14 protein-coding genes are annotated in these 14,066 nt (G+C 69.2%); 4 read left to right on the top strand and 10 right to left on the bottom strand.

Going from position 1 to position 14,066, the window contains the following annotated elements; all coding sequences use genetic code 11:
- Positions 1 to 16: 16 nt before the first annotated feature.
- From JJQ90_RS15375 to JJQ90_RS15360, 4 genes are all read right to left on the bottom strand, one after another.
- Complete coding sequence (locus tag JJQ90_RS15375; RefSeq protein ID WP_216876875.1) at positions 17 to 1,582, bottom strand: class I adenylate-forming enzyme family protein; 1,566 nt, start codon at positions 1,580 to 1,582, stop codon at positions 17 to 19.
- Entirely contained in the window at positions 1,579 to 2,316 is a 738-nt protein-coding gene (locus JJQ90_RS15370; RefSeq protein WP_216876874.1) for an enoyl-CoA hydratase/isomerase family protein, read from the bottom strand. The genes JJQ90_RS15375 and JJQ90_RS15370 overlap by 4 nt, the downstream gene beginning before the upstream one ends.
- Entirely contained in the window at positions 2,313 to 3,485 is a 1,173-nt protein-coding gene (locus JJQ90_RS15365; RefSeq protein ID WP_216876873.1) for a CaiB/BaiF CoA transferase family protein, read from the bottom strand. The genes JJQ90_RS15370 and JJQ90_RS15365 overlap by 4 nt, the downstream gene beginning before the upstream one ends.
- Before the next feature lie 127 nt (positions 3,486 to 3,612).
- Entirely contained in the window at positions 3,613 to 4,578 is a 966-nt protein-coding gene (locus JJQ90_RS15360) for an NAD(P)H-dependent flavin oxidoreductase (RefSeq protein WP_230410698.1), read from the bottom strand.
- A 77-nt stretch (positions 4,579 to 4,655) separates the two neighbouring features.
- Between JJQ90_RS15360 and JJQ90_RS15355 the strand changes: the two genes are divergently transcribed.
- The 3 genes from JJQ90_RS15355 to pcaG all read left to right on the top strand — a co-directional run bounded on the left by JJQ90_RS15355 (position 4,656) and on the right by pcaG (position 7,208).
- Complete coding sequence (locus JJQ90_RS15355; RefSeq protein WP_216876872.1) at positions 4,656 to 5,624, top strand: Bug family tripartite tricarboxylate transporter substrate binding protein; 969 nt, start codon at positions 4,656 to 4,658, stop codon at positions 5,622 to 5,624.
- Between the two features lie 259 nt (positions 5,625 to 5,883).
- Entirely contained in the window at positions 5,884 to 6,591 is a 708-nt protein-coding gene (locus JJQ90_RS15350; RefSeq protein WP_230410697.1) for a dioxygenase family protein, read from the top strand.
- Positions 6,588 to 7,208, top strand: coding sequence for a protocatechuate 3,4-dioxygenase subunit alpha (pcaG, locus tag JJQ90_RS15345; RefSeq protein ID WP_216876871.1), 621 nt, complete (start codon positions 6,588 to 6,590; stop codon positions 7,206 to 7,208). Before JJQ90_RS15350 ends, pcaG begins: the two co-directional genes overlap by 4 nt.
- Before the next feature lie 59 nt (positions 7,209 to 7,267).
- Here pcaG and JJQ90_RS15340 read toward each other — a convergent pair whose 3' ends face one another.
- A complete protein-coding gene (locus JJQ90_RS15340; RefSeq protein WP_216876869.1) occupies positions 7,268 to 7,684 on the bottom strand; it encodes a rhodanese-like domain-containing protein in 417 nt (138 codons plus the stop codon).
- Positions 7,685 to 7,795: 111 nt separating this feature from the next.
- Between JJQ90_RS15340 and JJQ90_RS15335 the strand changes: the two genes are divergently transcribed.
- On the top strand, positions 7,796 to 7,948 hold the full coding sequence (locus JJQ90_RS15335; protein WP_216876868.1) for a hypothetical protein: 153 nt from the start codon (positions 7,796 to 7,798) through the stop codon (positions 7,946 to 7,948).
- Between the two features lie 25 nt (positions 7,949 to 7,973).
- Here JJQ90_RS15335 and JJQ90_RS15330 read toward each other — a convergent pair whose 3' ends face one another.
- The 5 genes from JJQ90_RS15330 to JJQ90_RS15310 are packed head-to-tail and all read right to left on the bottom strand — an operon-like array spanning position 7,974 to position 14,055.
- A complete protein-coding gene (locus JJQ90_RS15330) occupies positions 7,974 to 9,146 on the bottom strand; it encodes an isovaleryl-CoA dehydrogenase (RefSeq protein ID WP_216876866.1) in 1,173 nt (390 codons plus the stop codon).
- A gap of 4 nt (positions 9,147 to 9,150) precedes the next feature.
- Entirely contained in the window at positions 9,151 to 10,731 is a 1,581-nt protein-coding gene (locus JJQ90_RS15325; RefSeq protein WP_216876864.1) for an acyl-CoA synthetase, read from the bottom strand.
- Positions 10,728 to 11,936, bottom strand: coding sequence for a phenylacetate--CoA ligase family protein (locus tag JJQ90_RS15320; protein ID WP_216876863.1), 1,209 nt, complete (start codon positions 11,934 to 11,936; stop codon positions 10,728 to 10,730). The genes JJQ90_RS15325 and JJQ90_RS15320 overlap by 4 nt, the downstream gene beginning before the upstream one ends.
- Positions 11,936 to 12,775, bottom strand: coding sequence for an ABC transporter ATP-binding protein (locus JJQ90_RS15315; protein WP_329959450.1), 840 nt, complete (start codon positions 12,773 to 12,775; stop codon positions 11,936 to 11,938). The genes JJQ90_RS15320 and JJQ90_RS15315 overlap by 1 nt, the downstream gene beginning before the upstream one ends.
- The gene (locus JJQ90_RS15310; protein WP_216876861.1) at positions 12,772 to 14,055 is read right to left on the bottom strand and encodes an ABC transporter substrate-binding protein; all 1,284 of its coding nucleotides are present in this window, start codon (positions 14,053 to 14,055) and stop codon (positions 12,772 to 12,774) included. The genes JJQ90_RS15315 and JJQ90_RS15310 overlap by 4 nt, the downstream gene beginning before the upstream one ends.
- Positions 14,056 to 14,066: the final 11 nt, after the last annotated feature.

Raw genomic sequence — 14,066 nt, 5'->3', positions numbered from 1 at the left:
CAGAGTCATGCGGATGTCACGCGCTAAGACCCAGAACTTTCAGCGCATGCATGCGCAATTTCACCTTCTGCACCTTGCCGCTGGCCGTCATGCCGATGGCCTCGAAGCCTTCGACGATTCGCAGATGCCGCGGCATGCGGAAATTCGCGAGGCGCGGCTTCAGCCAGGCCAGCAGTTCCGCCTCCGTCACCCGGGCGCCGTCGCGCAGCTGCACGAAGGCCGCCACCACCTCCACCAGCCGCGCATCCGGCACGCCCACCACCTGGGCCAGCGCGATGGCGGGATGGGCGGAGAGCACTTCCTCCACCTCGGCCGGCGCCACGTTCTCACCGCCGACGCGGATCACGTCCTTGATGCGGCCGACCATGCGCAGGCGCCCATCGGCATCCTGCGTACCGAGGTCGCCGGTGCGCAGGAAGCCATCCGGCGTGAAGGCTTTTTGCGAGTTTTCGGGATCGTGCAGGTAGCCGCGCATGATGGACCAGCCCTTCACCTGGATCTCCCCGGCCGTGCCGGCGGGAAGCGCCGTGTTGGTCGCCGGATCGGCGATGCGCACTTCCAGCCCGGCATGCGGCACCGCGCCGCCGGCGATGCGATCCGCCACCGGCTCCCGGTGATCGGAGAGCGCGACATTGGGCGAGGCCTCGCTCAGCCCATAGGCCCAGCAGAGGTCCTGCACACCCATCTCCTCGACGATGCGGCGCATCGTCTCCGGCCCCGCCGCCGCCCAGCCGCCGCGCAGATGCAGCCGCGCGCGGTCGAAGCACGGATGCGACATGATAAGCTGGAAGATCGCATCATTGCCGGAGGTCAGCGTGCAGCGCTCCGTCTCCAGCAGATCGAGCGCGGCGCCGGCCTCGAAGGTCGGCGGCGTCACCATCACCGCGCCGGTCACCAAGCAGACCAGCAGCGACAGCGTCGAGCCCGCCACATGGAAGAAGGGCCGGCAGTTCAGGTAGCGATCATCCGGCCGCACACCGAGTTTTTGGGCGCAGGCCGCGGCGTTGCGCAGCATGTTGTGGTGCGTCAGCAGCACGCCCTTGGGATGCGCGGTAGTGCCGGAGGTGTATTGCACCAGCAGGATATCCTCCGGCGTCACCGCCGCCATCGCGGCCTCCAGCGCCGCCTCCTCCACGGCATCGGCGCGGAAGGCGTCCCAGGAGGGTGTGCCCGCCACGATCACATGGCGCAGATCGGGCAGGTCACCGCGCACCTCCGCGACGGCGGCCGCGAAATCGATGTTGAGGAAGCGGCCGGTCAGCAGCACCGCCTTGCAGCGGGCACGCGACAGGGCGAAGGCGATTTCCGGCGGCTTGAAGCGGGTGTTGATCGGCACCGTCACCGCTCCGATCAGCGCCGCGCCATAGAAGCTCGCCACCCATTTCGCGTCATTGCCCATCAGCAGCCCGACGAAATCGCCGCGCCGGATGCCGAGCGCCAGCAGGCTGCGCGCGACGCCGCGCGCATCCGTGCGCAACTCCGCCTGGCTCCAGCGGGTGCCATCGGCTACCAGCGCCTCCGCCGCGCCGCGCGTCGCGGCATTGGCATCGAGCAGGTCGGAAAGCCGCTGCGTCCAGCTCATCGGCCAAAGTCCGACATGGCCTTGCGCCATTCGGCGGCGGCCAGGCTGTCCTCGATGGCCATCAGCTCCGTCGCCAGCGCGCCGCGCGGATCGCGTTCCAGCCCCTCGTCGATGCAGCGTTTTGCCAGTGCCAGCGCGGAGGCCGGCGCTTTCAGGATGGTCGCAGTGATGGAGGCGAAAGTTTCATCCAGCGCCTCCGGCGCCACCAGCCGCGCCACCAGCCCGGCGGCCAGGGCTTCCTCCGCCGTCAGCACGCGGCCGGTGAACATCATGTCCTTGGCCAGCCGCTTGCCGAGGATGCGCGGCAGGCGCTGCGTCGCGCCCACCGTGCCCCACAGCGCCTCCGGCGTCTTGAAGTTGGCCGCGGGCGTGGCGAGGATCATGTCGCAGGCCGCCGCGATCTCGACACCCGATCCCACCGCCGGGCCTTCGACCACCGCGATGCTCGGCATCGGCAGTCGCTCGATGGATTCATACGCCCAGAAACCCTTCACGCGGCGCGCGCGCACCGCGTTGTCGTCCATGCCCTGGCGTTCCTTCAGGTCGGCGCCGGCGCAGAAGACGGGGCCATTGGCGCGGATCACCACGCACTTTGCCTGCTCGGCGACGGCGCGGCGACAGGCGGCGGCGAGCGCCTCGGCCAGCGCCAGGTTCAGCGCATTGCGCGCCTGCGGGCGGTCCAGCGTCAGCGTCACCAGCCCATCGGCTTCCGCATAGATCAGCGGCTCCGTCATATCGCGCCTTCCTCCCGCAATGCCGCGATTCTTTCCGAATCGTAGCCAAGTTCCCGCAGCACATCGTCGGTATCCGCACCCAGCGCCGGCGCCGGCAGCGGTGCCGGATCGGCAAAGCCGTCGAAGCGGAACGGCAGGCGCAACGCCGGATGCGTGGCATCGCCATGGGCCACCTGCGCCACGCTGCCGCGCGCCTGCACATGCGGATCCGCCACCACCTCATCCAGCGCCAGCACCGGGCCGTTCGGCACATTCGCCGCGTCCAGCACCGCCACCGCCTCCGCCCGCGTCATCGCACCGAGGGCGGCCGACATCGCCGCCATGATCGACTCGCGCTGTTCGAGCCTTTCGGCGTTGGTCGCGAGCCCTACGAACTGCGGCAAGCCCAGCGCGGCGCAGAGCGGCTCCCAATGCTGGTCGCTCGCCGTGATGTGGAGAAAGCGGTCGTCCTTGCACCGAAAACTGGCGGTGGGCACGCGGCCCGGATGTTCCGTGCCGAGCCTTGGCGGCACCTCCCCCAGCGCGAACAGCCGCGCCGCCGCGATGGTCAGCAGCGCCACCTGGCCGTCCAGCATGCTGAAGTCGATATGCGCGCCCTGGCCGGTCGCATCCCGCCCGCGCAAGGCGGCCAGCAACGCGATGGCGACCCAGAGCCCGCTGGTCAGGTCGGCCACCGGCAGCCCCGGCTTCACCGGCCCGCCGCCCTTCTCCCCGGTCAGGCCCATCAGCCCGCCCATCGCCTGGAACACCGTGTCGTAGCCCTTGCGCTGCGCATAGGGCCCGGTCTGGCCGAAGCCGGTGCAGGACAGGTAGACGAGGCGCGGGTTCACTTCGCGCAACGCGGCATAGTCGAGTTTGCGGCGGGCCAGCGTGCCGGTCGGAAAATTCTCGACCAGCGCATCCGCCTGCGCCGCCAGATCGCGGATCAGCTGCCGCCCGCCGGGCTTGCGCATATCCACCGTGATGCTGCGCTTGCCGCGATTGCAGGCCAGGAAATAGCCGCTGGTGCCGAAGTCGAAGAAGGGCTCGAAGCCGCGCGTCTCATCCCCCGCACCGGGCTGCTCCACCTTGATGACGGTGGCGCCGAGCTCCGACAGCAGCATGGTGGCGAAGGGGCAGGCCAGAACCCGCGACAGATCGAGAATCCGCAGACCTTCCAAGGGTTTCATGTGATGCCCTCAAACGCCGGGCGGCCGCATCCGCGGCCTTGGCTGCGCGACATCCGTCGCGGCGGCCATTGGGCCGCTCGGATGGCGATATCCGCCATCCGCATGTCGGAAGTTCCGCGAAGCCAGTTCATGCGCAAAGCCTCCGTCGTGCCGCCTCGGCCTCCGCCACCAGCCGCGCAAAAACCTCCGCCGCCGGCAGGATGTCGTCGATCAGCCCGGCGCTCTGCCCGGCCTCCACCTTGCCGCGCGCCACATCGCCATCCAGCGCCGCATCCTTCAGCGTCCGGGAGGCGACGAGCGCCGCCAGCGCCTCCTTCGCCATGCCACCCCGCTCCGCCGCCTCGACCTCGGCGGCAAAGGCATTGCGGAGTTGGCGCACCGGCAGGCCGCCCCGCCCGACCAGCGTGGTGTCGGCGATGCCGGCCGCCAGCACCGCCTGCTTGTAGGCGTCATGCACCGTCGCCTCCCGCGTCATCAGGAAGCGCGTGCCAAGCTGCGCACCTTCCGCCCCCAGGGCGAAGGCGGCGCAGATGCCGACGCCATCGGCGATGCCGCCCGCGGCGATCACCGGAATCGTCACCGCACGCAGCACGGCGCGCAGCAGCACCATGATGGAGACCTCATGCGGCGGTGGATGCCCGCCCGCCTCGGCGCCGACGACGATCAGCGCATCCACGCCCGCGGCCTCGGCCTTCGCCGCATGTTCCGGTGCTGCCACCACATGCAGCCACTTCGCGCCCAGCGCGTGGAAGCGCTCCACATGGCCGCGCGGGCCGCCCTGGCTGCCGATCAGGATCGGCACGCGCTCCGCCGCCGCGATGTCCAGGAATTCCGCCGATCGCTTGTTGTACAGCGGCACATTCACGGCGAAGGGCGCGTCCGTGCCGGCCCGCAGCGCGCGGATCGCCGCCACCAGTTCCGGTGGCCGCATCGGCCCCGCCGCGATGGTGCCAAGCCCGCCCGCCTGCGCCACCGCCAGCGCCAAGGCCGGCGAAGACGAAGCCCAGCTCATCCCCGCCTGCACGATGGGATGGCGGATGCCGAGCAGCGCCGGCAGGCGCGACCGGAACCCCATTTCCGCCAATTCATCCATGCAACCGCTCCTCCGCCCTTGCATGAATGGCGGCGAATGGTTGAGGATGTCAACGGTAAGGGACGGAGACGACAACAATGCACATCACCCGCCGCCAGGCCCTCGCTGGTCTGGGCCTCGGCACGCTTGGCCTGCCCGCCGCCCAGGCCCAGCCCGCCTGGCCGAACCGCACCATCCGCTTCATCGTGCCCTTCGCGCCCGGCGGCCCGGTGGAAGTCCCCACCCGCTTCATCGCGGAACACCTGACCCGCAGCCTCGGCCAGACCATCCTGGTAGAAACGCGCCCCGGCGCCGGCGGCGCGCTCGGCGCCCAGGCGGTGGTGCGGGAGAACGACCCGCATACGCTGCTGGTCTCCACCACCGCCGTGGCCATCGCCCCCGCTTTGATGGCCAATCCCGGCTACCACCCGCTGGACGACCTGGTGCCGATCAGCATGGTCAGCGACACGCCCATGGTGCTGCTGGCCAAGCCGGACCACGCCATCAAGGATCTTCCGGACCTGATCGCGCGCGCCAAGGCGCGGCCCGGCGGCATCACCTACGCCACCTCCGGCGTGGGCTCCACCACCCATCTGGCCGGCGCGCTGCTCGGGGTGCGGGCGGAGATCGACCTGCTGCACGTGCCCTATCGCGGCGCCGCCCAGGCGATGACAGCCCTCTATGCCGGCGACACCGACCTCCTGGTCATCGGCACGATCGAGGCGCTGACCCATATCCGCGAAGGCCGCCTGAAAGCCATCGGCATCACCAGCGGCGAGCGCAGCCCCGCTCTGCCCGACGTGCCCTCCATCGGCAGCGCCGTGCCCGGCTACGACATGACCATCTGGTACGCCATGTTCGGACCCCGCAGCACACCCCCCGAAGTGGTGCAACGCCTCGCCGCCGAAATGGCGCCCCTCGCCCGCGGCAACATCCTGGCCGACCGCATGCAGGAAAGCGGCGCACGCCTGCTGCTGGACGGCCCCGCACGCCTCGCCGAACGCATGCGGATCGAAGTGCCACTCTGGCGGGACGTGGTGCGGCGGGCGGGGATCGGGGCGTCCTGATGGAGGCGCGGGTTGTTGCCAGGGGGCTTTGCCCCCCGGCACCCCCCACCAAAGGGACAGTGGTCCCTTTGGGATCCCATCAAGGAGCAGGATGGAGGAGGGGCACAGTGGGACCGAGGGGCCAGGCACGCGCGCATGCCCCTCCTCCATCCTGCTCCTTCATACCGGGGTTCGAAGGGTCCACTGACCCTTCATGGGGGGAGCGCGAGGGGGGCAACGCCCCTCTCGCATCACCCGCGCCACCTGCAAGGACGCTCGCATGACCGACCTGCCTGACCGCTTCGAGCCGTTGGACCCGGCGATGCAGCCGGTGGTGCCGGTTGCGGGGTATCCGAACACGGTGCGGCGCAATCCGGCGCGGGCGCCGTTCCGCCGTGTGCTGACGCGCACGGAGCTGACCGGGCCGTTGGACCTCTCCGGGAAGCTGCGGCCGGGGGATGACAACCTGGCGGTGCTGGCGCCGGGGCGAATGGCGCAGGGGCAGCTCATTCATGTGGGCGGGCGGGTGCTGGATGAGGATGGGCGGCCGGTGGCGGGCGCGATCGTGGAGCTCTGGCAGGCCAATGCGGGTGGCCGCTATTTCCACCCGATCGACCAGCGGGACGCGCCGCTGGACCCGGACTTCGTCGGCAATGGGCGGACGCGCAGCGATGGCGAGGGCCGCTATGGCTTTTTCACCATCAAGCCGGGCGCCTATCCGGTGCCCGACAGTGGCCGCTGGTGGCGGCCGCCGCATATCCATATTTCGGTGCTGGGGCCGGGGTCGCTGATGCGGCTGGTGACGCAGATGTATTTTCCGGGCGACCCGCTGAACGGAATCGACCGTATCCTGAATTCCGTGCCGGATGTTGCGGCCCGCGCCCGCTGCATCGCCGCCAGCGTGCTGCCGAGTGAGATCGAGGGCGACTGGCTCGGCTACCGGCACGACCTGGTGCTGCGCGGTCGCCATGCGACACCGCCGCTGTGAAAGCCCATGCCAATGCGCCGCTGGTGCCAACCGCCTGGGCCACCATCGGCCCCTTCTTTCCGCAGACCTTTTTCCGGGAGGGTGACAACGACCTGACCCGCATGGCGCCGGATGCGCCACAGACGGCGCGGGGCACGCCCATGTGGCTGACGGGTCGTGTGTTGCAGGAAGGTGGCGGGCCTTGCGTGAATGCGGTGCTGGAGGCATGGCAGGCCGATTCGGAAGGCCGTTTCCGCCATCCTCGCGACCCGGAATGGCGCCTGGCCGATCCCGGCTTCTACGGCTGGGGCCGCGCCTGGACCGATGCGGCGGGGCGCTTTGCCTTCCGCACCATCATCCCCGGCGGCTATGCGGAAGCCGGCCGCCCGCGCGCGCCGCATATCAACCTGGCGATCATCGGCAGCGGCATCATGGGCCGGCTCGCCACCACAGTCTTCCTGCCTGGGTTCGTGGCGGAGCATGCGGCCGACCCGGTTCTGTCCACCTTGCCGGAGGCGCTACGCCCGCTGCTGATCGCCGTGGAGGACGGCGCCGGCCCGGATGGCGCGCGCCGCTACCACCTGGACCTGCTGCTGCGCGGCGACGCGGCGGAGGAGACGCCGTTCTTCGAGGACTGAGCCGGCGGCGGGATCGCGGGATCCAGACTCCTCGCCGATTCCGCCCCGAGTCATCCCGCTTAGCGCTGCCGCCAGGGCAGCCCATCCGCCTTCCAGCCGGCGACCGCGCCGCGATGGCCATCCTGGTCCACCGGACCCTCGAAGCCGTCGGCGACGTTGAAGGCGTGCGGAAAACCGCCCTGCTGCGCCGCCTGCCCGGCCGCCAGGCTACGTGCACCTGACCGGCAGATGAAATAGAGTTTGGAAAGTGGCGTCGCCCCGGCGCGATGGAGTTGTTCCACGAAGGCGCCGTTGACCTGCATGCTGGGATAGACCTGCCAGGGGATCAGCGCGACCTGCTTGCCCACCGCGCCAAGGTCCGGTAGTCCGACAAAGTTCCATTCGGCATCCGTGCGCACATCCACCAGAACCGCATCGGGATCCTCCGCGAGGGCCTGGTAGGTGGCACGGGGGCTGATATCTGGAACACCGGGCATGCTGCGTCTCCGTCGGTTGGCTTTCCGGCAGGATGGGGTCTGGCAGGCTGCGGGACAACCATGGGGCGCCGCGCAGAGCCATGCGTGGCCGGAAGCAGGGGAACAGGGTTCATGTCCGAGATGCCAGAAACCCACGACCACATGGGTCGCAAGGTCGTGAATTCGAAGTCCGAGATGTTCCAGCAGGACCTGCCCTGGATCATCGCCACAGTCCTGCTGACCGCCTTCTGCATCATGGCGCTGGCGGGTTACTTCCGCCTCTGACCCGGGCGCGTGGGGCGGCCTGGCGTCAGGCCGTCTCCCGGAAGATTTCACGGCCGATCAGCAGGCGGCGGATTTCGCTGGTGCCCGCGCCGATCTCATACAGCTTGGCGTCCCGCAGCAGGCGCCCGGCCGGATAGTCGTTGATATAGCCATTGCCGCCTAAAATCTGGATGGCATCCAGCGCCGCCTTCGTCGCCGCCTCAGCCGCGAACAGGATGGCGCCGGCCGCGTCCTTGCGGCTGGTCCGGCCGCGGTCACAGGCGCGCGCCACCGCATAGACATAGGCACGGCCGGCATTCAGCGCCGTGTACATGTCCGCCACCTTGCCCTGTATGAACTGGAATTCCCCGATCGCCTGGCCGAACTGCTTCCGGTCGTGGATGTAGGGAATGACCAGATCGAGGCAGGCCTGCAGGATGCCGATGGGGCCCGCCGCCAGTACCGCCCGTTCATAGTCCAGGCCCGACATCAGCACCCGCACGCCGCCGCCAACCGCGCCCAGCACATTCTCCTCCGGCACTTCGCAATCCTCGAAGACCAGCTCGCTGGTCGGGCTGCCGCGCATGCCGAGCTTGTCCAGCTTCTGGGCTGGCCGAAAGCCCTTGAAGCCGCGCTCGACCAGGAAGGCGGTGATGCCCTTCGGGCCGGCCTCGGGATCGGTCTTGGCATAGACCACCAGCGTCTCGGCGTAATGCGCGTTGGTGATCCACATCTTGGTGCCGTTCAGCACCCAGCGGTCGCCGCGCTTCTCCGCCCGCAGCTTCATCGACACCACATCGGAACCGGCTGAGGGCTCGCTCATCGCCAGGGCGCCCAGATGCTCGCCGGAGATCAGCTTCGGCAGGTAGCGCCGCTTCTGATCCTCGTTGCCGTTGCGGCGGATCTGGTTGACGCAGAGATTCGAATGCGCGCCGTAGGACAGGCCGACGCTCGCACTGGCCCGGCTGACCTCCTCCATCGCCACGCAATGCGCCAGGTACCCCATGCCCGCGCCGCCATACTCCTCCTCCACCGTGATGCCATGCAGGCCGAGCGCGCCCATCTCGGGCCACAGATAGCGGGGGAATTCGTCGCTGCGGTCGATCTCGGCCGCGATCGGCGCGATGCGGTCGTCGGCGAAGCCGCGCAGGCTGTCGCGCAGCGCGTCGATCTCCTCGCCCAGGTCGAAATCCAGCAGGGGCAGTTGGTTCGCCGCCATGTCCTCATCGTCCTTCCGCGTAGCGGGCGCGCAGCGCGCCGCGCATGATCTTGCCCGTCGCGGTCTGCGGCAGAGCCTCCACGAACTCCACCTGCCGCGGATAGAGATGCCCGGCGAGCCTGTCGCGGACCCGCGCCTGGATCTCGGCCGCCAGTGCGTCGCTGGCCTCGATGCCGGGCTTCAGCACCAGCACGGCGGTGACACGTTCCGTGCGCAGCGCATCGGGCAGGCCGATCACCGCGGCCTGGGCGATCGCGGGATGGGTCAGCAGGAAATCCTCCACCTCCCCCGGGCCGATGCGGTAGCCGGCGGAGGTGATGACATCATCATCGCGGCCGATGAAGGTGAAGTGGCCTTCCGCATCGCGCCGCGCCTGGTCGCCGGTCAGCAGCCAGTCGCCGGCGAATTTGCGGCGCGTGGCCTCGGGCTGGTTCCAGTAGCCGAGGAACATCACCGGATCGGGCGCACGCACCGCCAGAACGCCGGTCTCGCCATCCGGCAAGGGCTGGCCCTCGGCATCGAGGATGGCGAGGTCGTGTCCCGGCACAGCGCGGCCCATGCTGCCGGGGCGCACGGGGAACAGCCTGGACGAATTCGCGACGATCAGGTTGCATTCGGTCTGGCCGTAGAACTCGTTGATGGTCAGGCCAAAGGCATCGCGGCCCCAGGCCAGCATCTCCGCGCCCAGCGTCTCACCGCCCGAACCGACGCTGCGCAGCGCCTGGCCGAAGCGCGCAGGGTTGGCGACGCCGCGCAGCATGCGCAGCGCCGTCGGCGGCAGGAAGGAATTTCGCACATCGTGGCGCGCCATCAGGTCGAAGCAGAATTCCGGATCGAATTTTTGCATGCGATGCGCCAGCACCGGCACGCCATGGAACAGGCTGGGCAGAAGCACATCCAGCAACCCGCCGATCCAGGCCCAGTCGGCCGGGGTCCAGAACAGGTCGCCCGGCTGGGGAAAGCCGTCATGCGGCGCCTCGACCCCCGGCAGGTGGCCGCGCAGCACACGATGCGCATGCAGCGCGCCCTTCGGGCTGCCCGTGGTGCCGCTGGTGTAGATGATGAGCGCGGGATCGTCCGGGCCGGTCGCGACGCATGCGTGGCTGTCGCGCGCGCGGCCCATTTCCCCGGCCAGGTCCAGCGCGCCCGTGCCACCGCCGATGGCAAAGACCCTTGTCAGATCGGGCAAGGCATCGCGAATGGTGTCGAGTTTCGCGACGCCGTCCTGGTCCGTGACCAGCGCCGTGGCGCCGCAATCACGCAGCCGGAATTCCAGCGCCGCCTCGCCGAACAGAAGAAAAAGCGGCACGGCGATGGCGCCGATGCGATAGGCGGCGAGATGCGCCACCGCCGCCTCCGGCCCCTGCGGCAGCAGCACGCCGATGCGGTCGCCACGGGCGATGCCATGCGCCAGGAAGGCATTGGCCAGGCGGCAGCAACGGCGGTGCAGCTCATCGAAGCTGATATGCTCGACGCCGTCACCCCGCAGGTGCAGCAGCGCGAGCCGCCCGCTGCCATCGGCCCAGCGATCGCAGGCCTCCTGCGCGATGTTGCAACAAGCGGGGATGTTCCAGGCGAAGCTCATGCGGGGCGGGTGTCGTCGATCACCTTGCCGTCGTTGGGCAGGGCGCCGGGTTCCAGCAGCTCGATATGGCCGCGCAGGCGCGTGACGGATTGCAGGCTGGCCGCGAGGCTCTGCGCCAGGGCGGCATCGCGCACTGGCGTTTCCACGCGCAGCAGCATGGTGTCCCGCGTCTCGTCCAGGCCGATGACCAGCCGCGCGCGGCCGAGACCTGGATGCAGGCGCAGAACCTCGAAAACCTGTTCCGGCCGCACGAACATGCCGCGCACCTTGGCCGCCTGATCGGCCCGGCCCATCCAGCCCTTGATGCGCGTATTGGTGCGGCCGCAGGGGGATGGGCCGGGCAGCACGGCGGAGAGATCGCCGGTGGCGAAACGGATCAGCGGATAGGTGGCGCAGAAGCTGGTGACCAGCACCTCCCCCACCTCGCCCTCCGGAACGGGGTCGCCGGTGCCGGGGCGGACGATTTCCACCAGCACATCCTCGTCGCAGATCAGCCCCTCCCCGGCCTCCGACTCATAGGCGATCAGGCCGAGATCGGCGGTGCCGTAGCTCTGCCGCACCGTCAGGCCGCGATCCGCGTAGAAGCCGCGCAGCGCGGGCAGGAAGGCGCCGCCGGTCACATGTCCGAGCTTAAGCGAGGAGAGGTCGAGCCCCAGCGCATCACCCGCCTCCAGGATCGACTTCAGGAAATCTGGCGTTCCGCTGTAGCAGGCGGGCTTAAGATGCGCCGCCGCCCGCGCCTGGCTTTCGGTATTGCCGGGACCGGCGGGAAAGACCGGACAACCCAGCGCCCGCGCGCCTTCCTCCAGCATCATGCCGGCGGGGGTGAAGTGATAGGCGAAACAGTTGTGCAGCAGCATGCCGCGCCGCAGCCCTGTGGCGTGCAGCGCGCGCGCATAACGCCAGGGGTCGGCGCCCGCGCCCTGCGGTTCATTGATCGGCCCGGGCGAGGCGAAGACGCGTGGCACATCGGCCAGCGGCCGTGCCGTGAAGCCGCCGAAGGGCGGCGCCGACGCCTGCGCCGCGATGAGATCGGATTTGCGCGTGACGGGCAGCGTCGCGAGATCCCGCAGATCGACAGCCATCGGCAGCGCCGCATAGGCCGGCGCATGCTGCTTTGCATAAGCGATCTGGCGCGGCAGCCGCTGCGCCCATTCGGCCTGGCGCTGATCGGCGCTGCGGGTTTCGCGATCGTCGAAGAACATCACAGCCACCGCTTCCGCCGCTTGTAGGACTTCAGGTTGCGGAAGGATTTGCGTTCCGCGCCATGGCCACCGAGGTAGAATTCCTTCACGTCCTCGTTGTTCGCCAGATCCGCCGCGCTACCATCCAGCACCACCTTGCCCTGTTCCATCACATAGCCATGGCTGGCGACGGACAGCGCCATGCGCGCATTCTGTTCCACCAGCAGGATGGTGATGCCGAGTTCCCGGTTGAGCTGGCGGATGATGCCGAAGACCTCCTGCACCAGCAGTGGCGACAGGCCCATGGAGGGTTCGTCCATCAGGATCAGCTTCGGCCGTGCCATCAGCGCGCGCCCGATCGCCAGCATCTGCTGCTCGCCACCGGAGAGGTAGCCGGCGAGGCCCGTGCGTTCCTTCAATCGCGGGAAATAGCCATAGACCATCTCGATGTCGCGCCGGATTTCGGCATTGTCGCTGCGGGTGAAGGCGCCGAGGCGCAGATTCTCCAGGCAGGTCATGTCGCTGATGATCCGCCGCCCCTCCATCACCTGGAAGATCCCCCGCCGGACGATCTGATGCGCCTCCACGCCATTCAGGCGCTCACCGGCGAAGCGGATGTCGCCGCGCGTGATCTCGCCATCCTCCGACTTCAGCAGGCCGGAGATGGCCTTGAGCGTCGTGGACTTCCCCGCGCCATTGGCCCCCAGCAGCGCCACGATCTTCCCCTTCGGTACCGCGAGGGAGAGACCACGCAGCACCAGGATGACGTCGCTATAGACGACCTCGATGTTGTTCACTTCCAGCAATGGCGCCTCCGCCGGCGTCACCGCCGGCGGAGGGTTGGCCAGCGCCTGGCTCACCAGCCGAGCCAGTCGCGGCGGCGATCCAGCTCGATCGTCGCGATGTTCTCGATCCGCATGGTGCCGGCGCGCATCAATTCGGTGACGCTGCCCTGGGAGGTGTCGCCGCCGACATTGGCGCGATACAGCGCGACGCGCAGCGTGCCGCGGTGATCCTCGCGCGTAAAGGTGGAGGGATTGCAGACACCCTCGAAGCCGCGCGGCACCCAGTTCTGCCGGGCATAGAAGCCATCGCGGATGCGTTCACCGGTGATCTGCCCGCCACCTTCCGCCGCCGTCTCCATCGCCTCCACCATCAGCATGGCGGAGCAGATGCCGGAGATGTAGTGGACGGGGCGATAGGCTGTGCCGGCGGCATCCGACACACGGCTGATCTCCCGCACCTGCGCCATGCCGGGCGCGTCGCCGCCCCAGACCGCGGCGGTGCGGACGGGGAAGACCACGCCATTGGCCGCCGCGCCGGCCGCCTTCATCGCATTCTCATCCATGCCCCAGACATTGCCGAGGAACTGCACCTGCACCCCCGCCGTCTGGCAGGCCCGCAGGACGGAGATGTTGGAACCGGCGGTATTGCCGAGATAGGCGTAGTTGGCGCCGCCATTGCGCAGGCCGAGGCATTGCGCGGTGTAGTCGCCCGGCGTCAGCGCGAACTGGATGGCCGGCAGCACGTCGAAGCCCAACTCGGCCGCCAATGCCTCACCCGCCGCCTTGGGCGAATTCGGATAGGGATGGTTGGCGCCCATATGCACGTATTTTGGCCGCCCCTGCTGGCCGCGCGCGCGCCAATCCTGCGCCGCCCATTGCAGCATCGCGCGCAGGCCATCGGAATAGGACGGGCCGTAGAAGAAGTTGTAGGGCGCGGCCTCCACGCCCTGCCGCCCGGACTGGCCGGCCGCATCGGTCAGCGCGGCGGAGTAGGAGGCGCTGATATAGGGGATGCGGTCGCGCGTGACGAAGCGCACCAGCGCCTCGGTATCCGCCGTGCCCCAGCCCTGGATGGCGACGACCCGCGTGCGGCCGGTCCAGGCCTGGTACTGGCTGACCGCGCGCGGCGCGGCATAGCCGTAGTCGAAGCCGGAGACGTTGAGCGTGCGTCCGTTGACGCCGTTGCGCCGGCTGTTCACCCAGGCCAGCGCATCGGCGACGCCCTGGCCATAGGGCTGTCCGACATCGCTGGTGGCGCCGGAATTGTCCATCAGATGGCCCACCGGAATGGGCTGCGCGGCGAGTGGCAGCGTCAGGGCGATGGTCGCAACGCCGGCCAGGATCTGCAATTTCATTGTCTCGTTCC

This window comes from Falsiroseomonas oleicola (assembly GCF_019029495.1).
GTDB classification, from domain to species: domain Bacteria; phylum Pseudomonadota; class Alphaproteobacteria; order Acetobacterales; family Acetobacteraceae; genus Falsiroseomonas; species Falsiroseomonas oleicola.
Note: the sequence above shows the minus strand (reverse complement) of the source record. Positions and strands in the feature narration are given on the sequence as shown.

Coding starts and splice junctions, on each gene's coding strand:
- JJQ90_RS15360 (WP_230410698.1), bottom strand. CDS start 4,578: ATGGATGAATTGGCGGAAATGGGGTTCCGGTCGCGCCTGCCGGCGCTG.
- JJQ90_RS15375 (WP_216876875.1), bottom strand. CDS start 1,582: ATGAGCTGGACGCAGCGGCTTTCCGACCTGCTCGATGCCAATGCCGCG.
- JJQ90_RS15355 (WP_216876872.1), top strand. CDS start 4,656: ATGCACATCACCCGCCGCCAGGCCCTCGCTGGTCTGGGCCTCGGCACG.
- JJQ90_RS15320 (WP_216876863.1), bottom strand. CDS start 11,936: ATGTTCTTCGACGATCGCGAAACCCGCAGCGCCGATCAGCGCCAGGCC.
- JJQ90_RS15340 (WP_216876869.1), bottom strand. CDS start 7,684: ATGCCCGGTGTTCCAGATATCAGCCCCCGTGCCACCTACCAGGCCCTC.
- JJQ90_RS15325 (WP_216876864.1), bottom strand. CDS start 10,731: ATGAGCTTCGCCTGGAACATCCCCGCTTGTTGCAACATCGCGCAGGAG.
- JJQ90_RS15310 (WP_216876861.1), bottom strand. CDS start 14,055: ATGAAATTGCAGATCCTGGCCGGCGTTGCGACCATCGCCCTGACGCTG.
- JJQ90_RS15370 (WP_216876874.1), bottom strand. CDS start 2,316: ATGACGGAGCCGCTGATCTATGCGGAAGCCGATGGGCTGGTGACGCTG.
- JJQ90_RS15330 (WP_216876866.1), bottom strand. CDS start 9,146: ATGGCGGCGAACCAACTGCCCCTGCTGGATTTCGACCTGGGCGAGGAG.
- JJQ90_RS15350 (WP_230410697.1), top strand. CDS start 5,884: ATGACCGACCTGCCTGACCGCTTCGAGCCGTTGGACCCGGCGATGCAG.
- JJQ90_RS15335 (WP_216876868.1), top strand. CDS start 7,796: ATGTCCGAGATGCCAGAAACCCACGACCACATGGGTCGCAAGGTCGTG.
- JJQ90_RS15365 (WP_216876873.1), bottom strand. CDS start 3,485: ATGAAACCCTTGGAAGGTCTGCGGATTCTCGATCTGTCGCGGGTTCTG.